This window comes from Lactococcus sp. (assembly GCF_036648155.1).
GTDB classification, from domain to species: Bacteria; Bacillota; Bacilli; order Lactobacillales; family Streptococcaceae; genus Lactococcus; species Lactococcus cremoris.
This window is the reverse complement of record NZ_JAVXIY010000006.1, coordinates 83,478-103,681: the sequence shown is the minus strand read 5'-3', so window position 1 is coordinate 103,681 and position 20,204 is coordinate 83,478. Positions and strand designations below refer to the sequence as shown.

The 20,204-nt window shown below is 34.8% G+C and carries 22 protein-coding genes and 1 riboswitch; of the genes, 3 read left to right on the top strand and 19 right to left on the bottom strand.

The window, feature by feature from the left end:
* Nucleotides 1–51 precede the first annotated feature (51 nt).
* Nucleotides 52–540, bottom strand: a complete 489-nt coding sequence (locus tag RSC39_RS07330) for a GNAT family N-acetyltransferase (protein WP_081213968.1) — start codon at nt 538–540, stop codon at nt 52–54.
* Complete coding sequence (locus RSC39_RS07325; RefSeq protein ID WP_063282328.1) at nt 537–2,009, bottom strand: nicotinate phosphoribosyltransferase; 1,473 nt, start codon at nt 2,007–2,009, stop codon at nt 537–539. Before RSC39_RS07325 ends, RSC39_RS07330 begins: the two co-directional genes overlap by 4 nt.
* Before the next feature lie 561 nt (nt 2,010–2,570).
* Between RSC39_RS07325 and RSC39_RS07320 the strand changes: the two genes are divergently transcribed.
* Nucleotides 2,571–3,164, top strand: a complete 594-nt coding sequence (locus RSC39_RS07320) for a nicotinate-nucleotide adenylyltransferase (RefSeq protein WP_332536207.1) — start codon at nt 2,571–2,573, stop codon at nt 3,162–3,164.
* Nucleotides 3,165–3,178: 14 nt separating this feature from the next.
* Here the strand turns inward: RSC39_RS07320 and RSC39_RS07315 are convergent, their stop codons facing one another.
* From RSC39_RS07315 to RSC39_RS07275, 9 genes are all read right to left on the bottom strand, one after another.
* Nucleotides 3,179–4,390: a voltage-gated chloride channel family protein gene (locus tag RSC39_RS07315; RefSeq protein WP_332536205.1), complete on the bottom strand. Its 1,212-nt coding sequence runs from the start codon at nt 4,388–4,390 to the stop codon at nt 3,179–3,181.
* Between the two features lie 94 nt (nt 4,391–4,484).
* A riboswitch (Fluoride riboswitch) is annotated at nt 4,485–4,559 on the bottom strand.
* Between the two features lie 43 nt (nt 4,560–4,602).
* Nucleotides 4,603–4,845 (bottom strand): DUF896 domain-containing protein, encoded by a 243-nt coding sequence (locus tag RSC39_RS07310; protein ID WP_011835325.1) that lies wholly within the window; start codon nt 4,843–4,845, stop codon nt 4,603–4,605.
* A 106-nt stretch (nt 4,846–4,951) separates the two neighbouring features.
* Nucleotides 4,952–6,973: a glycine--tRNA ligase subunit beta gene (gene glyS, locus RSC39_RS07305; RefSeq protein WP_332536203.1), complete on the bottom strand. Its 2,022-nt coding sequence runs from the start codon at nt 6,971–6,973 to the stop codon at nt 4,952–4,954.
* Nucleotides 6,973–7,926 (bottom strand): glycine--tRNA ligase subunit alpha, encoded by a 954-nt coding sequence (glyQ, locus tag RSC39_RS07300; protein ID WP_011676101.1) that lies wholly within the window; start codon nt 7,924–7,926, stop codon nt 6,973–6,975. Before glyQ ends, glyS begins: the two co-directional genes overlap by 1 nt.
* The gene (locus tag RSC39_RS07295) at nt 7,926–8,573 is read right to left on the bottom strand and encodes a GIY-YIG nuclease family protein (RefSeq protein WP_332536200.1); all 648 of its coding nucleotides are present in this window, start codon (nt 8,571–8,573) and stop codon (nt 7,926–7,928) included. Before RSC39_RS07295 ends, glyQ begins: the two co-directional genes overlap by 1 nt.
* A 236-nt stretch (nt 8,574–8,809) precedes the next feature.
* Nucleotides 8,810–9,577 carry a 5'-nucleotidase gene (locus RSC39_RS07290; RefSeq protein ID WP_332536198.1) on the bottom strand — a complete coding sequence of 256 codons (768 nt, stop codon included), beginning with the start codon at nt 9,575–9,577 and terminating at the stop codon, nt 8,810–8,812.
* A 100-nt stretch (nt 9,578–9,677) separates the two neighbouring features.
* The gene (locus tag RSC39_RS07285) at nt 9,678–10,697 is read right to left on the bottom strand and encodes a DUF475 domain-containing protein (RefSeq protein ID WP_332536196.1); all 1,020 of its coding nucleotides are present in this window, start codon (nt 10,695–10,697) and stop codon (nt 9,678–9,680) included.
* A 64-nt stretch (nt 10,698–10,761) separates the two neighbouring features.
* The gene (locus RSC39_RS07280; RefSeq protein ID WP_332536194.1) at nt 10,762–11,250 is read right to left on the bottom strand and encodes a VanZ family protein; all 489 of its coding nucleotides are present in this window, start codon (nt 11,248–11,250) and stop codon (nt 10,762–10,764) included.
* Between the two features lie 114 nt (nt 11,251–11,364).
* Nucleotides 11,365–12,000, bottom strand: a complete 636-nt coding sequence (locus RSC39_RS07275) for a YigZ family protein (protein WP_332536192.1) — start codon at nt 11,998–12,000, stop codon at nt 11,365–11,367.
* 56 nt (nt 12,001–12,056) lie between these two features.
* Between RSC39_RS07275 and RSC39_RS07270 the strand changes: the two genes are divergently transcribed.
* Both RSC39_RS07270 and RSC39_RS07265 read left to right on the top strand, forming a co-directional pair.
* Entirely contained in the window at nt 12,057–13,349 is a 1,293-nt protein-coding gene (locus RSC39_RS07270; protein ID WP_332536190.1) for a DEAD/DEAH box helicase, read from the top strand.
* Nucleotides 13,350–13,594: 245 nt separating this feature from the next.
* A complete protein-coding gene (locus RSC39_RS07265) occupies nt 13,595–13,999 on the top strand; it encodes a phosphoribosyltransferase family protein (RefSeq protein WP_231105852.1) in 405 nt (134 codons plus the stop codon).
* Nucleotides 14,000–14,058: 59 nt separating this feature from the next.
* Here the strand turns inward: RSC39_RS07265 and RSC39_RS07260 are convergent, their stop codons facing one another.
* The 8 genes from RSC39_RS07260 to rpmA all read right to left on the bottom strand — a co-directional run bounded on the left by RSC39_RS07260 (nt 14,059) and on the right by rpmA (nt 20,204).
* Entirely contained in the window at nt 14,059–14,637 is a 579-nt protein-coding gene (locus RSC39_RS07260) for a nucleotidyltransferase family protein (protein ID WP_332536187.1), read from the bottom strand.
* Between the two features lie 16 nt (nt 14,638–14,653).
* Entirely contained in the window at nt 14,654–15,109 is a 456-nt protein-coding gene (locus tag RSC39_RS07255) for a diacylglycerol kinase (protein WP_011676094.1), read from the bottom strand.
* Complete coding sequence (gene ybeY / locus RSC39_RS07250) at nt 15,093–15,581, bottom strand: rRNA maturation RNase YbeY (protein WP_011835335.1); 489 nt, start codon at nt 15,579–15,581, stop codon at nt 15,093–15,095. Before ybeY ends, RSC39_RS07255 begins: the two co-directional genes overlap by 17 nt.
* 229 nt (nt 15,582–15,810) lie before the next feature.
* The gene (locus tag RSC39_RS07245) at nt 15,811–16,299 is read right to left on the bottom strand and encodes an NUDIX hydrolase (RefSeq protein WP_332536185.1); all 489 of its coding nucleotides are present in this window, start codon (nt 16,297–16,299) and stop codon (nt 15,811–15,813) included.
* A 1-nt stretch (nt 16,300) separates the two neighbouring features.
* Nucleotides 16,301–17,044 carry an alpha/beta hydrolase gene (locus tag RSC39_RS07240; protein WP_063282317.1) on the bottom strand — a complete coding sequence of 248 codons (744 nt, stop codon included), beginning with the start codon at nt 17,042–17,044 and terminating at the stop codon, nt 16,301–16,303.
* Between the two features lie 28 nt (nt 17,045–17,072).
* Complete coding sequence (locus RSC39_RS07235; RefSeq protein WP_041931308.1) at nt 17,073–18,026, bottom strand: PhoH family protein; 954 nt, start codon at nt 18,024–18,026, stop codon at nt 17,073–17,075.
* A gap of 88 nt (nt 18,027–18,114) precedes the next feature.
* A complete protein-coding gene (locus RSC39_RS07230) occupies nt 18,115–19,647 on the bottom strand; it encodes an Nramp family divalent metal transporter (RefSeq protein WP_021037142.1) in 1,533 nt (510 codons plus the stop codon).
* A gap of 272 nt (nt 19,648–19,919) precedes the next feature.
* Nucleotides 19,920–20,204, bottom strand: coding sequence for a 50S ribosomal protein L27 (gene rpmA, locus RSC39_RS07225; protein WP_003130646.1), 285 nt, complete (start codon nt 20,202–20,204; stop codon nt 19,920–19,922).

The window sequence follows — 20,204 nt, the reverse complement described above, 5'->3', positions numbered from 1 at the left end:
CTTCCTTTCACTGACAGCTTTAAAATTTTACTGACAGCTCCACAACAACTTTTAATCTAAAATTTTACTCATGTAAAATTCATCAATAAATTCCCCATCGACACACATAGACTTGCGACGAACCCCTTCAATTGTAAAACCATACTTTTGATAAAGAGCGATTGCTGCATAATTATTAACCATTACAGTTAACTCTAAGCGTTTAATTTCTTTTTCTTTCGCCCAACGATTTAATTCTTCAAAAAGTTGAGAGCCAATTCCTTGATGCTGAAATTCTTCAATGATGCCTACTACCACATAAGCAGTATTTCTAATCCGATTGAAAGCTCCTCGTTCAGCAGAAAGGTAGCCAACAATTTTCCCATCAACATCTGCACCAATCAAAAAATCAAAACGTGAAATATGACCAATTGTACGACTAAAATCAAATCGTCGCTCATCTGGCTCAAGCATCATAAACTTACTTTCAATATCCAATTGCTTTTGGACATCCCAAAAAAGTCGTGCATCACTGAGATCTATTCGTCTTATTCTCATCATTCATCATCCAATCTGGTCATTGATACTGTCGTGCGTACTTGTGAAATCAGACGCATTTTATGATTCCATAATTCTTGAGACAAATCCACTGGGTAAGGCTGTGGATTTAAATCTCGCTTATATTCATCCCAAAGTTCTTCCAAGTTTCCATGAGCAAATGCTTTAATTTCCTGTAGTTCTGGAAGTTGGTAAATAAGTTCACCATCAATAAAAATATCTTTTAAAAGTGGATTAGCATTGAAATCCCGAACATTTTTATTAATGTATGTATAGAGCGGGTGGAACATGTAGATTTCTTCTGCTTCATCTGGATGCTCATCAGAAAAAGTGATGTAATCTCCTTCTGATTTTCCATCTGCTTTTTTGGTGATGCGCCAAACTTGCTTTTTACCCGGTGTCGATACTTTTTCCGCATTACTTGAAAGCTTAATCGTATCTTGCATTTCTCCGTGTTTATCTTCCATAGAAACTAATTTATAAACCGCACCAAGCGCTGGTTGGTCGTAGGCGGTAATTAATTTTGTTCCGACTCCCCAAACATCAATTTTTGCTTTTTGCATTTTCAAACTTAAAATAGTATTTTCATCTAAGTCATTTGAAGCATAAATTTTTGCGTCAGTAAAGCCAGCTTCATCAAGTTGCTGACGAACTTTTTTCGAGATATAAGCCATATCTCCTGAATCAATTCGGACACCTTGAAAATTAATTTTATCACCAAACTCACGTGCCACCTTAATCGCTGACGGAACCCCAACACGTAAAGTATCATAAGTATCAACCAGGAAGACACAATCTTTATGCGTTTGAGCATAAGCCTTAAAAGCTTCATAGTCATTACCATAAGATTGAACTAAAGCATGCGCATGTGTTCCGCTTGCTTTCAAGCCAAAAATTTTAGCCGCCCGAACATTTGATGTCGCATCAGCGCCGCCGATAACTGCTGCTCTTGTTCCCCAAATCGCTGCATCCATTTCTTGAGCTCTTCTTGTCCCAAATTCCAACAAAGGGTCTTCCCCAATTACAGATTTGATACGGGCGGCTTTTGTCGCTATTAGAGTTTGGAAATTAATAATATTTAAAATAGCTGTTTCTACCAGCTGGCATTCCGCAAGTGAACCCTCAACCTGTACCAAAGGTTCATTAGCAAAAGCAAGTTGACCTTCTTGCATGGCTCTGACTGTTCCTGTAAAGCGTAATTCTTTTAAATAATTTAGAAAATCTTCTGGATAGTCTAATTCACGCAAATAGGCGATATCTGTTTCCGAGAATTTGAGATTCTTTAAATATTCAACCATTCGCTCTAAACCAGCAAAAACAGCATAACCATTTTTAAAAGGCATCTCACGGAAAAAAACTTCAAAGACTGCATGGCGCTGGTGTCTTCCAAGCTCAAAGTAAGTTTGCATCATATTAATTTGATATAAGTCCGTATGTAATGTAAGACTGTCGTCTTGATATAGATGTGGCATAATTTTTTCTCCCATATTCACTTTCGCTAATCACACCGATTTTAACGCAATTCTAATCTTTATTTTATCAAATTTTGCCCTAAATTTGTACTGGGAACCCTTTACAAAAGCACAATAAATAAATATTTAGCTATTCTTCATTTCTATTTTTTATTTCCCTTTATAATTTTTAGAAACCAATGCTATTTTTTGCTCCACTTATGTTTTTTATACTACAATAGAAGTAATGGAGAAAGGAGAGGATTATGATTAGTTATCTAAAAAAACTACTTAAACAAAATGATAGTGTGAAAATCCACTTAATAGACGGAACAGTCGTCTCTGCCTTACATTTCAAGAAAGGTTACAGCAACGGAAATTGCCTTGTAATTGATGAGGATAACACCGAGCATTATATTAACAGTAGATACATTGTCCAAATAGAATCTTAAAATAAAGAACTCCCTTGAGGAGTTTTTCTTTAGTCTTATAGATTTCGATGAGCTATGGTACAATATAAAATGACTGATTCAAGTCATTGGTACATTAAATATTCATAAAAAATTAAGGAGAAAGCCCCTTATGGATAAAGGGAACAGAAAAAAAATAGGTTTGTTGGGAGGAAATTTTAATCCCATTCATCACGCTCATTTAATGATGGCTGACCAAGTGGCTCAACAAATGAATTTGGATCAGGTCTTACTCATGCCTGAAAACATCCCACCTCATGTTGATGAAAAGGAAACAATTTCTGCAAAACATCGAGTTAAAATGCTTGAGCTTGCCATCAAAGACAACCCTAGACTTGGTCTCGAATTGATTGAAATTGAACGCGGTGGAAAATCCTATAGTTATGATACCCTCAAACTCTTGACGAAAGCTAATCCAGATACTGATTATTATTTCATTATCGGTGGCGATATGGTGGAATATCTGCCAAAATGGTATAAGATTGATGAATTAATCGAACTAGTTAAATTTATCGCGATTAGGCGAACTGAAAAAAATATTGAGAGCCCTTATCCTGTCCAATGGTTAGAAGCCCCACTTCTACCAATCTCTAGCACAATGATAAGAGAAATGTTTGTTCAAAATATTAAGCCGACTTACCTCCTCCCTCAAGACGTTATTAGCTATATAGAAACTGAAAAATTATATAAAAAAAATGACCAATAATGGTCATTTTTTATTTAAACTTCCAAATTTAGAACTTCTTGTGCATAAATTGATGAATTTCCATTCAAAACGTAGGCAATTGTCATAATTGGTAAAATATATTGAACTGAACCAAAGCCAAAGACCTCGGCGGCAATAAAGATAGGTCCAAAATATGAATTTGTTGCAGCAGAAAAGATTGAAACATAACCTGCAGCTGCTACAAATTCAACAGGCAAACCAAACAACATTGCCAAAGCCGCACCTAGTGTGGAACCAATCGCAAAAAGCGGTGTCACTTCCCCTCCTTGGAACCCTGCAGAAATAGACAAAACCGTAAAGATCAATTTTAAAATCCAATCATATCCATTGATATGACCACCATTAAAACTCAAACCAATCAAATTCGTTCCAAGACCAGCATAACGGTCCAAATGAATAACAAGTAAACCAATTGAGATGACAATTCCCATCAAAATAATTCTTTGATAAGGATTAACAATTCTTTTAGCAACGGTTGCTTTCATAAAAGCTAAAGATTCCGCAAAAAATCTCCCCACCAAACCAAAACATACTGCGATGATGGCCAATTTTAAAAGAACTAAGGGGTCAAGATGAATGTTAGTATTGATCGCAAAAGAAAATTTTTCTAATCCTAGATAATTTGAAGTCCAACTGGCGACATAGGAACCAACTAAGGCTGGAATCAAAGCTCTGTATTCTATTTTCCCTAACATCAAAATTTCAATGGCAAAAAAAGTTGCCGCGATTGGCGTTTGAAAAAGACCAGCAAAACCAGCAGCCATACCAGTAATCAAAAGAATTTTTTGGGCCTCTTTTGCTGAAAGTTTTTTACCAATCGCATGACCAATGACGCCACCGATTTGAACGGCAACCCCTTCACGTCCGACACTGGCACCAAATAAATGAGAAAGCCAAGTTGAGAAAACAATTAAAGGAACCAAACGTTTTGGAATATCTTCTCGCCCATGATTTCCCGCTTCAAAAATTAGTCCCATGCCTTTTTGACTATCTTTACCAAAATTTTTATAGAGATAGACAATCAAGAGACCCGCTAAAGTTAAAAATGGAATCAAATATAGGGTATGTCCATCTCTAAATTCGGTAATATAGATAAGACCTCGACCAAAAATCGCATCAACCACCCCAATTAAGCCACCAATAATTACAGCTAAGAAGACATATAAAATTGCACTTCTGGAAATTCCTACTTTAAAAAAATTCATTGTTTCAATACTCCTTATTTATGAGCAAGGCTCATTTATCTTAATTTTCACAAAACAAAAGGCGCTACAAACAGGACTGCTTAAAAACAGCCTTTTGTTTGTAGGCGCCATTAGTTTTAAGATTTTATTCTTAAAGCGGTTTCGGGTGTGCACCATACCCATCATTATTAATATTTATTTTAACATTTTATGAAATATTTGCAAGAAAAAGCTCAGTCACGCATGCCATTTTTCCGTTGAATTTCTTTGAGTTTGTCAGGAGTCACATCTTCTCCCGTTTTTTCATCAATGACTTTGATTGTTTCAACTTGTGAACGGAAATTTGCTTTAACACTATCAAGATAAGCTCGACGTAAAAGGGCTTGTTCTTCAAGTTCTGCTTCTGATAAACCTTCGGCTTTTTTCTTACGCGCCAATTCATTAATGCGTTCTACTTGTTCATTTGTAATTGTCATTTCTTAATTCCTTTTCGTAAATGTTTTTAAAATTACTGACAGAATTTATTTTTACTGACAGCATTTAAAAGGGCTTTGCAACTCTCTGTCAGTAAATAAGTCAGCTTTATTTTGTATTAATCAAAGAAAAATCAGCCATAACACTTGTTAATGCAACAACTTCTGACAATAAGGCAATCCGATTATCACGAACAGCTAAATCTTCGGCCATAACCATCACATTATCAAAGAAAGCTTCAATTGCAGGAGCAAGCGTATGAACAATTGCTCGGAATTTTTCTTCACATGGCTTATAAGTCCATTGATTTTGCAGAGAAATAACGGCATCATAAAGTGCTTGTTCAGTATCTTCTTCAAAAAGTGCTGGATTAATTTCAGCAATATCAGCTGCTTTTTTAACTAAATTAATTGAACGTGAAACATTTTCAATCGCTGGTTTAAATGGTTCGTGAAGTTTATGACCATCAATAACAAATGCTGATTCCATCATATTTGTAATATCAAAGTTTGAGCTATTAATTGCTGCTTCAACAATATCATAACGGTCTAATTTTTCAAGCAAAAGTTTTTGAACGCGTGCTTTGACGAATTCCAAAATTTCAGCATGATTTTGACCCTCAAATTGGTCGATAAATAAAGATAGGTCGAAATGCCAATTCATTTTTTCGATAATTCGAATCAATCCTTGTACTGCACGACGTAGCGCATAAGGGTCATTTGAACCAGATGGAATCAAACCAACATTAAAGAAAGAAAGGACTGAATCAATTTTATCTGCTGCTGCAAGAACAGAACCAACTTTTGTTTCAGGTAATTGGCCGTCAGCTGAGGTCGGCATGTAATGTTCACGAATAGCCGCAGCAACATTTGCATTTTCCCCTGCTAAAAGAGCGTATTTTTCACCCATCACGCCTTGCAATTCATCAAATTCTCCAACCATTCCTGTCAAAAGGTCAAATTTATAAATTTCAGCGCTACGAGCCACGTCTACTTTTTCTTCATCTGTTAAACCAGCAATATCAGCTAATTTAGCAGCAATTAATTTTGTTCGTGCCATATGTTCAGTGATTGAACCAATTTTTGCATGGAAAGTTACTTTAGCAAGTTTAGCCACTAAGTCTTCAATCTTAAGTTTTTGATCTTCTTTCCAGAAGAATTCAGCATCTTCAAGACGAGCAACCAAGACTTTTTCATTTCCAAGCACTACATTTTCAATATGTTCGGCATTCCCATTACGAACCGAAATAAAGTTAGGAGCCAATTGACCTTCTTGGTTATAAACTTCAAAATAACGTTGATTATCACGCATTGATGTCACTAAAACTTCTGCTGGAACAGACAAATATTTTGGATCAAATGAGCCTACAAAGGCTGTTGGATATTCAACAATATTATTTACTTCTTCTAATAAATCTTTATGCAAAGTAACTTGCCAATTATTTTCAGACGCAAGAGCCAAAATTTGTGCAGATATTTCTGCTTTACGATGTTCAGCATCAACTAAAACAAAATTTTCTGGCATTTTGCTAGCATAATCATTGGCATTTTTGAGTTCAATCTCAACATTTGCCAAGAAACGATGACCACGTGAAAAACGATTGGCAGTCACATCTAATAAATCAAAAGCAACGATTTCATCTTCTAAAAGTGATACGATCCATTGAATCGGACGAACAAAGAGAAAATCATTATTTCCCCATTTCATATAAGTTGAGAAGGTCATTTTTGCAATGACTTCATCCCCAACTTTTGAAAGAATTTCTTCTGCTTTTACACCATCAACATGTTTTTTAGCATAATAATAATCACCCTTAAGGATTAAATCATCCGGAGTCGCTCCTTGACCACGTGAAAAACCTTGAATCGCTTTTGACCAATTTCCTTCAGCGTCTTTAGCAATTTTTGCAGAAGGACCTTTAACTTCTTCATCAATCGCTTCTGATGATTCTGACAATCCTTCCACAATAAGAGCTAGGCGGCGTGGTGTTGAAAATTTAATGATTTTATCAAATTTCAAACGGTTTTCATTAAGAAATGCTTCCATTCGTTCAGCCAATTGATTGATTGAAGGAGTCACCAAATGTGCTGGAATTTCTTCCAAACCAATTTCAAGTAAGTAATTTGTCATTATTTTTCTTCTCCTTCTACAATCTTCGTATATTTTCCTTTTTTACCGAGATATTTTTCACGTAAGGCTTCATCTTTTAAGAGTGGGAAGCCAAGTTTCGCACGTTCTTCAATGAAAGTTTTAGCTACTTTACGTGCCATCGTACGCACACGATGCATATAACCGGCGCGCTCTGTTACAGATACCGCTCCACGCGCATCAAGCAAGTTAAAGGTATGTGAAGATTTCAAAATATAATCATAAGCTGGGTGAACCAAACCTTTATCAAGTAAATCAAGGGCTTCTTGTTCATACTCACCAAAAAGTTTAAGTAAAAGTTCTTGATTTGATTCTTCAAAAGCGAATTTAGAATGTTCGTATTCAGGTTCTTTGAAAATATCACCATAAGCCACACCATTTCCCCATTCAAGGTCATAGACAGAATCAACTTCTTGAATTACTGTAGCAATGCGTTCCAAACCATAAGTGATTTCAGATGTTACTGAATCAACTTCAATTCCGCCAACTTGTTGGAAATAGGTAAATTGTGTACATTCTTGTCCATCAATCCAAACTTCCCAGCCAATACCTGCACAACCCATTGATGGGTTTTCCCAGTTGTCTTCAACAAAACGAATATCATGTTCCAAAGCATCAATACCAAGTGCTGCTAAACTTTGAAGATAAAGTTCTTGGATATTTTTTGGTGAAGGTTTTAAAACAACTTGAAACTGGTGATGTTGGAACAAACGGTTTGGGTTTTCACCGTATCGACCATCTGCCGGGCGTCGTGAAGGTTGCACGTAGGCTGCTCCCCATGGCTCAGGACCATTTGAACGCAAGAAAGTATAAGGACTCATTGTCCCTGCTCCCACTTCATTATCATAGGCCTGCATCAGGTTCGCTCCTTGTTTAGACCAGAAGCCTTGTAGAGTCAAGATAATATCTTGAAATGCTAATTTTTTATTTGCCATTATTCTAATTCTCCTCGTAAAAATAATAATTGATATTGTCGATATGCTTGGCTAATATCGAAACTTGAATAGTTAACATAAACATTAATGTCCTTTTCAATAGCTACCGTCATCATTCGCCCATTGCCAGCTAGTTTAGGAATTGGATAAATTTTTATTTTACCAAAATTTTTATTTCTAGCAGAAACTTTGGAGGAATTCAAACCGATATACTTTCTTAATATGCCTGGATTTTTGTCGTGCTCTTCTTTAATAAATTCTACTAATTGACCACGAGTTATATGTTCATGTTTATCAGTTTCTATAACAGACTTTGAATTTACTTTGAGCCTAGTTAAAGATATATTTTCTTCTATACCAGCTAATTCTCGAATATAAGAAAAGTGTTCTTTTATTTTATCATCTGAAACAATAAAAAATTCCCGACTTTCATTATAACGGTATTCTTTAAATAATGTATGTAATAGTTTTTCTACTGTTTTATAGTTTTTCACTCTTACAGTATCAATAATTTCAAAATCTTTAGGTACGCTTGTATTCAATGAAAATAATCTTTTCTTCATCGTATCAGATGTTATCCCAATTTTTACATACATTCTAAAAAGAGGATTTCGAATTGCATAAACAGTTCCTTCTTCTTTAACCACTTCTTCCTCCTTTCTACAGAAATTCAAAAAACCGTACATTCACACGCTCGTCATTTTTCAGAAAATCTGAAAAGAGACAAAGGGTGCACATGCACGGTTCCACCTTTATTTTTTACTTTATTTGTGTTCATTACGATTTTAAATTAAGCCATTTTCTTTCTCGAACTTTCACTATCTTCGAGTCGCTACTTATAAATTCTAGCGCTATTTTCTCATTTTGTCAAGATAAAATAAACTTATCCATAATTAACACTTTCAAATACTTCATGATATTTTTCCTGAGCTGTCAGTAACTTTCCTTGCTCATCAACTTCTAGCTCTAATTCAAAGATGGAAGGAAAATCAGCCATTGTCTGGACCATAAGTGTTTCTTTCCATTTATTAATTGTTTTATCGGTCTTATAAGTTGCTCTGTCAATGATGACATCAATTTCAGGAAATTTTTGAGCTAAAATTTGGTTCTCATCTTGCCCCAGTTGACTGAGTAGAATAATAAGATTTGCTTCTTTCTTTTTTAGCATTTTTACAATAAACTCAGTTCTGTCAGAAGGATTGGTAAAAATCGTGTCCGAACTCGGGCAAGAATCATAAACCGTACTCATTGGAGTCAGTCCAAAAATCCCAATCTTACCAAATTTACTTTTTTTCAGTAAATAAGGTAAAAATTTTCCATTTTTTTCAAAAGTATTTAATATTTCATCTTTTTCAATATGGACATTCGCAGCTAAAACTGGAAAATCTAATTGCTTGAGAAATTTAGCAAGACCTTGTGAACCTTCATCAAATTGATGTTCCCCTATTGCTATCGCATCATATTTAAGCTTTTTTGAAAAAATTTTTTCATCATTTTGATAATTTGACTTACTAAAATTTATATCAGTAGCTCCTAGAAATAATGTTTCCTCTGCGGTCTTTTTATTTCTCTCCTTAATTTCATCTATCAAAGAATAATGATTATTAGAATTCAAAATAACATTATTTGTATGTAAAATGGTAAGTTTCATTATTATAACCAACCCTATATATAGTATTTAATACTTATATTTTATCACAAAAATACTATATATTGTGTTTCGCAATCATTAAAAATGTCCAAGGTCACTTTTAATGGTTGCGATTGTAGATCACACTGGACACAAATGAAAGAATAATAAGAATAGCTCCCGTAAGCCCTGTTACCACCTCACCAATTTCCCATTTGATACTCACTAAAATCAGAAAAGCAAGTGTCAGAATAGCCCAATGAGCTCCATGCTCAAGATAGACTAAATCATTTAAAGTTCCTTTTTGAACTAGATAGAGCGTAAGACTTCTTACAAACATGGCCCCAATCACGCCAAGTCCTAATAATATAATAATTGGATCAGCCGTTATAGCAAAAGCACCAATAACTCCATCAAAACTAAATGAAGCATCAATAACTTCCAAATATAAGAAAAGGGCCAACCCTGCTTTACTCGTAGCAACAACAAAGTCCGTAGAGGTTGCGGCTTTTGAATGGCTCATCGTTTCGCCAAAGCCATCGACGAGCATAAAAGTTAAAATCCCAAGTATCCCTGCAAACAAAACAGCATGGGAATCTTTAGCGATAAATTCTGAAGTAATCAACAAGATAATGATTGAAATAATTGCATTCGCTGCTGGAAAGTGACCTATTTTTTGCAAGAATTTTTCTGGCAATTTCAACCAAGTATGAGCGCGTTCATCAAAGAAAAATCCTAAAGCAAGCATTAGGAGAAACATTCCACCAAAGGCCGCAATTTGAGGGTGGGCATGATGTAAAATATAGCCATAAGTTCCCGCTGTACTTGGATTTCCTTTTTCTAAAGCTAACCTTAGAGCACTAATTGGGTCTATTTGTGCGGATACTCCCACAATCAATAGAGGGAAAATCAAACGCATTCCAACCACTGCAATCAAAACTCCTAAAGTCAGGAATGCCTTTTGCCAAGCTGAACTCATCCGCTCTAAAATTCGTGCATTAACAATGGCATTATCCATAGATAAAGAAATTTCTAGCACGGCAAGAATGAGTGTAATAAAAAGCCCATTCCATCCGCCATAAATAAATGCGATGATGAGGGCGACTAAACTAACAATAAATGAGCCTCTGAATATTTTCATAGGTCCCCTTTTCTAAAAATAAACTTCTTTTCTATTTTATCATACTTTTTAAGACAGATTGAGTTTAGATTTCTGGCCTTAATTCTGAAAAAATAAAAAATAGTGTAAAAATCAATAAGAAAGTAAAAAGGGTTGTCACTATAAAATCTACTTTTGATTTTGAAAAAAATTTAACTAATAGCCCATACCCACTTAATCCCATAAGAGCGCCTAGCGTATTTGTCATGACATCTGTAATATCAGTCGCTCCAATTGCTAAATAATATTGTGAAACTTCAAATAAAAAACTTAAACTAGAAGATAGAAAAACTTTTATAAAGAAGGACCCTTTAGATGCATTCATACCAAATAGTATACCAAAAGGAATAAACGCTATAATATTAAATAAAACTTCTCTACGCCCCCCAGACATTGCTAAAGGAACTAGATTAAGACTTCTTGTGTTTGTAAATTCAAGATAAGTAATTGGATTAAAAGAAAGTTTAAATAGCACGAGCCAAATCAGTCCCAATATATAAATAATAAACAAAAACTTAGCTAAATTTTTAACCATTCTCCCTCCTTTCTCAATGAATAGAATTTGATTTATCTTATTAATCGCTTTTTACTTGTTACTGATAATGAAGTCTTTAATATCTTCAACCAATAAAAAGGGATTCTTTCCTTCCTAATCCCCTATCCTATAGTCAATCTCAACTTGCTGATTTTCGCCTTTTTCTACTCTAATTTTTCCATTAAAGCTTTCTGTCAGTAATTCTAAAAAGTTATTGATTTTCTCTTCATCAATAAAACATCTTACAGTAACCTCTGACAAGAATTCACTATCTGAAATTTGTAAATTTTGAGTCAATAAAAAGCGTTGAACACTATCATAGAGGCTATAGTCAAGTTTCAAGATAAGTTCTCGTTGGTTAACAATTTGAACTAAACCAACTTCTTCTATCGCATGATTCACACTTCCAGCATAAGCACGAATCAAACCTCCTGCACCTAACTTGATTCCGCCAAAATAACGAGTGACGACCGCACAAACATTGATAATTTCTTTTTTCTTTAAAATTTCAAGCATTGGTACACCTGCGGTTCCTGATGGTTCACCATCATCACTACTTCGCTGTATTTCTTGACGATTGCCTAAGGTATATGCTGAACAGTTATGATTTGCTTTCCAATGTTCCTTTTTGATTTTCGCAATAAAATCACGAGCTTCTTCTTCTGTAGATATCCTTTTTAAATGACAGATGAAGCGTGATTTTTTGATTTCCTCTTCATTGATAAAATCAGTTTTTATAGTGATAGCCATGCTAATGATTTTAACAAATTTTGTTACATTTGAACAGCATTTCCGTATAGTTAAGTATGAACTTAATTTTAGAAAATCTCCTTGGACGTCTTTTACTAGAAAAAGATATTTCAGCTTTTTATAATTTTACTGACCAAGTTAACAATGAAAACAAATTAATTAAAATTTGTGCAATGACATCTGTCAGTGCTAATAAAGTAAGATGTAATCGATGTGGCACGATTCATATAAAAACCAATGTTAAACTTCCGATTGGTGCTTTTTTCTGTCCAACTTGTCTTGAACTTGGTCGTGTCCGCTCAGATGAATATTTCTATCATCTCCCTCAACAAAACTTTCCAGAAAAAACTTATTTACGTTGGGCTGGAAAATTAACAGAAAATCAAGAAAAAATTTCTGACGCTCTCTGTCAGCAAATTACTAATAATCAAAAACTACTTGTTCAAGCCGTTACTGGTGCTGGTAAAACAGAAATGATATATCAGCTTATTGAACAAATTCTTAGCCATGGGGGTTCGGTCGGTTTAGCCAGCCCAAGAATTGATGTATGCATTGAGCTTCATCAACGTTTATCACGTGATTTCACTTGTCAAATTCCCCTTTTGTATCATGAGGGAGATTATTATTTTCGTTCGCCTTTGGTCGTTATGACCAGTCACCAACTTTTACGTTTCAAAGAGGCCTTTGATTTGCTTATCATCGATGAAGTCGATGCCTTTCCTTTTAGAGATAATGACATGCTTTATTTCGCTCTTGAAAATGCTAAAAAAATTAATGGAAACTTGCTCTACTTAACCGCTACATCTACTGACAAATTAGACAAACAGATAAAAAAGCATGAAATTAAACGCCTTTTTTTACCACGCCGCTTTCACGGTCATCCTTTGGTCATTCCAAAGTTTTTTTGGAAAAAAACATTTTATAAAAAATTCATTGAGCAAAGAAAGACTGGTTTCCCACTTCTAATATTCGTTGCCGAAATCGACTTCGGTCAAGACTTTGCCAAAAATTTACAAGAAAAATTCCCAAAAGAAAAAATGGCTTTTGTCGCTTCAACAACTAAAAGCAGAAAAACGATTGTCGAAGCTTTTCGAAAGAAACAGGTTTCGATTTTAATTACAACTTCTATTCTTGAACGAGGCGTAACTTTTTCTTCAATTGATGTCTTTGTCATTAATAGCGAACACCCTAATTTCACAAAATCTGCCCTCATTCAAATGGCCGGACGAGTGGGACGCGACTCTAAACGTCCAACAGGTTTAGTTAGTTTTTTTCACTCTGGAAAATCTTTAGCCATGTGTCAAGCTCAGAAAGAAATTAAAAAAATGAACCGACTCGGAGGTTTTTAATGCAAACTTGTCTGCTTTGTTCCAGAATTATAAAACAAACACTCACTTTTAGTGAATTCTTTTTACTAAAGAATAAGAGAAATTTAATATGCAATAAATGCCAATCACTGTTTAAAAAAATCCCTAACGAACGTTGCCCTCGTTGCTCCAAATCTAACTCTAAAGGTATCTGTGCTGACTGTATCAAGCGGGAGGAAAAAGGAATCATTGTTAATCATCAGGCAATTTTTATTTATAACCAAGCAATGAAGGATTACTTTAGTCTTTACAAATTTATGGGAGATTATCGATTACACGAAGTCTTCGATTCCTATTTTAAAAATTTGTCCAAAAAAATTCCTCTGGTTCCCATTCCGGTTTCTCCTAAAAGATTACAAGAAAGAGGTTTTAACCAAGTAACAGCTTTTCTAAAAGATAGAACTTATCTTGATTTGCTTGAAAAAGAGGATACTGTCAGACAATCAAGCCTTAATCGCGAGGGACGTCTATCAACTACCAATCCTTTTAAGTTGAAAGAGGGTGAAAAAATACCCAAAAAAATCATTTTGATTGATGATATTTATACAACTGGAACTACTTTTTATCATGCAATAAAAACCTTAAAGAAAGCTAATCCGATTGAAATTACAACTTTCTCACTCTGCCGTTAAGCCTTCACTTAGATCAAATATACCGTCAGTAAATAAAAAAAAAGCTTTTCAGCTTTTTATCATTTATTAACTTTTAGTTCCGTCCATTTTATAATATTTAAATCACTAAAACGCTCTTGCCATTTGGCTACCTTATTTTCATAGAGTTCTTGATTATTATCTTTATGATAAATCGGGCGAATCGTTTTTGTAAATATATCCTCTATACCATAAGGAGCAAATATAGTAAACTGGTCAGAATTTCCACTTATTCCGATTGCATGAACAGTAGCAATCCAACGCTCAATCGCATTTTCGGTGTTTTCGTATGGAATCTTTTTACTATTTTGCCAAAGGTGCATATAGGCTTCATTGTGGACATCAAAACGATAAGGAAATTTTTCTGACAAAGATTTTTCTAGTTGTTTGTCATTACTGACCGAATCTATAAAAGAAATCTGGTCATCAAAATAAACCAAATCGATATCATGAACATTCGTCATTAAATCATTTTTATCAAGATAATTCCAGACGGATTGAAAGACACTCCCTGCAGCCACATACCAATTTGATAACTTCAGTTCTGAAATCTCATCTAAAATCATCATTAAATCTGAGTTTTTTGTCAAGATGTCTAAAAGTTCTTTTTCTCTATTCATAAGTCTCTCCCCAGAATCAGAAAAACAATGTCCAAATTTTAGGTAAAAATACAAAGAGTCCAACAATAAGAGCAAAGCCAGAAATAACAAGCACTGCCCCTGCAGCCATATCTTTAGCCCGTTTAGCACGCATATAAAATTGATAATCTGAAGCTAAATCAACAACATTTTCAATAGCCGAATTAAAAAGTTCAGCCATGAAAACTAAGAAAATAGAAAGCAAGAGAAATAACCATTCAAATTCTGAAATTTGAAAAATGAAGCCAAAAACAATTGCTAAAACAGCCGCTAGGGCATGTTTGCGCATATTGCGTTCTTCTTTAAAGGCTGTCCAAATTCCTGTAAGTGCAAACTCTAAACTCGAAAGTAAATTTCGATTTTTCCAACGGGCTCTGTCCTTTTGAACAGGCGTTTTTCCCTTATGAAAATCATTTTTCTTAAAGAGTTTTACATCTTTATCGTGTGAGTCCATAGGCAGTTAAAATCTCCTCTTGCAAAGCAAACATTTCTGACTCTTCTTCTGGCGTGTAATGATCATAACCATTTATATGCAAAAAACCATGAACTGCTAGCCAACCATACTCACGTTCTATCGAATGACCATAGTCGGCAGCTTGTTCGGCAGCTTTATCAATTGAAATGAACAACTCACCAATAAATGGATCCATTTCTTCTAATAACTCTTCTGGAAGTTCCATATCTTCGTCAAAAAAGAATTCTGACTCATCAGGCTTATATTCTAGTGAGATAACATCTGTTGGACGATCAGTTTCGCGATATTGCAAATTCAACTCATGTGATCGCGCATTGTCCACAAAAGTCACCGACATTTCTGTTGATTCTTTTAAATCTAATTTTTTAGCGGCAAACGCTAAAACTTCTTTAGTTTGCTCAATAATCTCACTTGGCACTTGGCCTGTTTCATCAACTAATTCTACGTACATTTTATTCCTTATTTATATTTTATTCCTGACAAATCTGTCAGAAAGTAGCTCATGCGCTTTCCATTTTTGCTTATTTATCCTAGCAGTCAATGATTTAATGATAATATGAAATTTGGTAAATTGAAATGAAAGATTGACTCACTAAATTAACAATTATGAACATTTAGAATTTCCATCAATAAATTTTTACCACTAGAACTTGCTGACCTGGCTGTCAGTAAATTATTTATTAATTGTCAGTAACTCCGCTAAGCTTTTTTTGCAACATTTCTTGACAAAATGATAAGATGGGTGCTTTTGTGGCAAGCAAAATTTCTTCTGGTAAGTTATCAAAAGCAAACCATTGACAATCAAGAACCTCTGTTTCTTCTAAAACTAATTCACCAGAAAAATCATTACAAATAAAAACAGTATCAACAATATGAACTTCATCACCATTGGGATAGAAAAAATGTTGATCAGCTCCAGAAGCAACCGTATATAATTCCATATACCCAGCTAACAAACCCACCTCTTCAAAAAGTTCACGTTTAGCAGCTTCTGCGACTGTTTCATTTGGCTCTACTGAACCACCATGATAACACCATTTCCCATTATCAGTGCGTTTTTGTAGTAAAACACCTCGTTCTTCGTCATAAATAATTATACTTGCACAAGCTATTACCATTGGCACATGACCAATTTTTTTGCGCAAATCCATGACATAGCCTTCAGCCATATTATTCTATCTCCTCACAACGTTTCAGCCAATCTTTAGTCAAGTACGTAAAAAGTTCATATTGTTCTATTTGCAAATTATGCCCAGCCATATCCAAAATTGCCAAAGTCGATCTTGGATAGTCGGAAATTAAAGACATTTGATTTGAAAATCCAACTATCGAATCTTGCTGTCCTAGCAAAATAAGACTGGGGAATTTATAACGATACGTTTTTAAAATATCCCAATTTAAGGCATATTTTTCACTTAATTTCTCCAAAAAATGATTATTATTTATTTTACAAAATTCATCATATTTTACTTGTGAATTCTTATAGAGGTCAGTTTCATAAAACCATTCAACTTTTGGCAAAACCCGTTCTTTTCTTTCAGGTATTACCATTGGTGCGACTAGTGATAAACCTTCTATCTCGAGCCCTCTCAATACCATAGCACGCGCCAAATAGCCACCATATGAATAGCCAACTAACAAAAAAGGGGTGTTGATGATTGTTTTTGAAAATATTATCAAAGCTTCTAAAATAGCTTCAGACGAAGCAAAATCATCTGGTCCATTTGAATTTCCCATACCCGGTAAATCTACATATATTCGCTGAAATCTCGTATTCAGTTCACCAGTAAAGATTGGTTCATACACAGCTTTCATTGTTGTTAGATTGCCTGCTAAACCATGTAAAATCAGCAACGGTTTTCCCTTGCCCACAATTTCATAGTGCAACTGTAAATCATTTATTTGAAAAAACATTTACCCTCCATTATTGATTTGCTGAAAATCATTCATCGCCATAAGCTTTGATAATTTCGGCAACCACGGGATGACGGACAACATCTTTTGCCATGAAATAGACAAAATCAATCGCATTAACATGACCCAATTTATCCTTGGCATCAATCAAACCAGATTTAACTTTATTTGGTAAATCAATCTGCGAAATATCACCATTGACAATCATTTTCGAGTTAAAACCAAGACGAGTCAGAAACATTTTCATTTGCATGCTTGTTGTGTTTTGTGCTTCATCTAAAATAACAAAGGCGTCATCAAGCGTTCGACCACGCATATAAGCAAGTGGTGCAATTTCAATAACTCCTCGCTCCATCATTCGCTCAGTCGCTGTTTTACCCAAAATCTGAAAAAGCGCGTCATAAACAGGACGTAAATATGGATCAACTTTTTCTTGCAAATCACCAGGTAAGAAGCCAAGACTTTCCCCAGCTTCCACTGCTGGTCTTGTCAAAATAATTCGTTTGACCTGACCATTTCGTAAAGCCTGAACAGCCATCACGACCGCCAAAAAAGTTTTCCCTGTCCCCGCAGGACCAATCCCAAAAACAATATCATGCTGTTTAACAGAATCCACGTAAGTCTTCTGAATCAAATTTTTCAAACGGATAGGTTTACCAGCTGCGTCTTTTGTCAGTTCAATCTCATAAAGTGCCGTGAAATTTTCAATATCATCATTTAAAACCATTTTTATAGCAATGATAACATCCGACGCATGGACAGGAACTCCACGACTAACTAATACTTGTAAAGCTTGCAGTGCTTTTCGCGCTCGCTCTCGTGTCAGTTCGTCAGGACCAATGATTTGCACCATTTCCCCACGATAATTAATCTCAACAGACAGTTGAGACTCAACTAATTTCAAATATTTATCTTGTACCCCAAAAAGAAGACTAGCATCTTCAGGATTTTCTAGTTTAAATTCAATTGAATTTTTAGTCAAATACATAATCTCCATTAATCATTTTCTTACATTATAGCACATTTCATATTTTAATTTAAATCACACCCTACCTATATAAAGAAAAACTCTATTTTAAATAGAGTTTTTTATTTCCACGATGAAGTTCAAAAATCGTCCAGATTAATAAAAGGATAACTCCAACAATCAATAAACCAGCAATAAAATGAGACAAGCTTAGATTATTCGGAAGAAAACTATCAATCTGATTTGGTAAGCCAATTAAATTGAGATAAGTCAAGGCAATAACTGAAATCCAACCTAAAAACTTAATGATTAAATTATTTTTAAAATCACCCATTTCTTCCTTGCTATTAGTTAGCATTAACAATGGAATAATCGAAAAAGGAAGGGCAAAAGCTAGAAAAACTTGAGAATTATTCATCAAATTATTTATTGCTTCATGTTGAGCTTTCAAAGTTTGTCCTCTAGTCATAGAGACACAAATCAAGACAGGAACTACCGATAGCAGGCGAGTGACCAATCTTCTTGCCCACATTGGCATTCTCATATGAATAAATCCTTCCATAATAACCTGTCCTGTTAAAGTTCCAGTAATGGTTGAGTTTTGCCCAGAAGCAAGGAGAGCCACGGCAAATAAGGTTGAAAGTGCACCCGTTTTTGCAACGTCTGCAAGAAGGCCATTACTTAAAACCGAAGGGTTAGATAATGCATCGTATAAACCAAAGAATGATGGATCATCAATTACTCCTGTTTTAAAGACCGCTACACCCATAATTAGTAAAAGAGAATTTACTACAAAAGCAACTGTCAGCTGAATATTAGAGTCCCATGTCGAAAACCTTACTGCTCTGGCAACATCACTTTTATCTTGATGATTAATTTTTCTACTTTGTGAAATAGAAGAATGAAGATATAAATTATGAGGCATAACCGTAGCGCCAATAATTCCTAATGCGCCTGTTAAAGGCGACATCCCAGCTACTGTTGGTGAGGAAGCAAAAGTTCTATTATTAGGAATAAATCCCTCAATAATTCCTTTCCAATCTGGATTGGATAAAGCAACTTGATAAGCAAATATTGCTAGAATAACTAGAATCAAACAAATAACCAAGGCTTCAATCTTACGAAAACCAATTCTTGTCAGCAATAAAAGCAAAAAGACATCAAGGACTGTGATAAAAACAGCTAATATTAACGGAATATTAAACAGAAGATATAAGGCAATAGCCGCACCGATGACTTCAGCAATATCAGTGGCCATGATTGCCAGTTCAGTTAAAATCCATAAAACAATTCCCAGAGTCTTGCTGGTGCGCGCCCTGATAGCCTGAGCTAAATCCATCTGGCTGACAATTCCTAATTTTGCTGACATATATTGAAGGAGCATTGCAATCAGACTGGACATCAGAATAACCGAAATCAGTAAGTATTGAAAGTTCTGCCCTCCAGTAATTGACGTTGACCAATTCCCAGGGTCCATGTAACCAACCGCGACCAGCGCACCTGGTCCTGAGTAAGTCAGCAACATTTTGAAAAAACCAACATTTTTAGGCACTTCTACTGTCCCATTTATTTCCTCTAAGGATTTTCCATTCGTATGATAAATCAATCGATGTCGTTGATGTTCTTTATCATTCATTATTTCTCCAAATTCTAAGCTGAATAAAATTCAGCACCCTTTATAGTTAAGTATATTTTTATAGTAATTTAATGCATCAGTTATCGATTAAAAAATTATCAAACTTTTTAATCAATAATTGATAATAAAAACATTATAGCACCGCCTTATCTTTATTTCAATTATTTTAGCATATATTTATAAATAGACTCAAAATATATAAAAAAAGCCCCAAAAATGAGCTTCCTTTTTTGAAATAAAAAAAATCTGTCCAAAGACAGATTTCAAAATTCTTATTTAGCCACTACTGGATAAACTGATACGTGTTTTTTACCACGTTTCATTTCGAATTTAACAGTTCCTTCGATTTTAGCGAAGAGAGTATCGTCGCCACCACGGCCAACGTTAGTACCTGGATGGATATGTGTACCACGTTGACGGAAAAGGATTGAACCGCCGCTTACAAGTTCACCGTCAGATGCTTTAGCACCGAGACGTTTAGCTTGTGAGTCACGTCCATTGGAAGTAGAACCCCCACCTTTTTTGTGGGCGAAGAGTTGCAGATTAAGTTCAAGCAT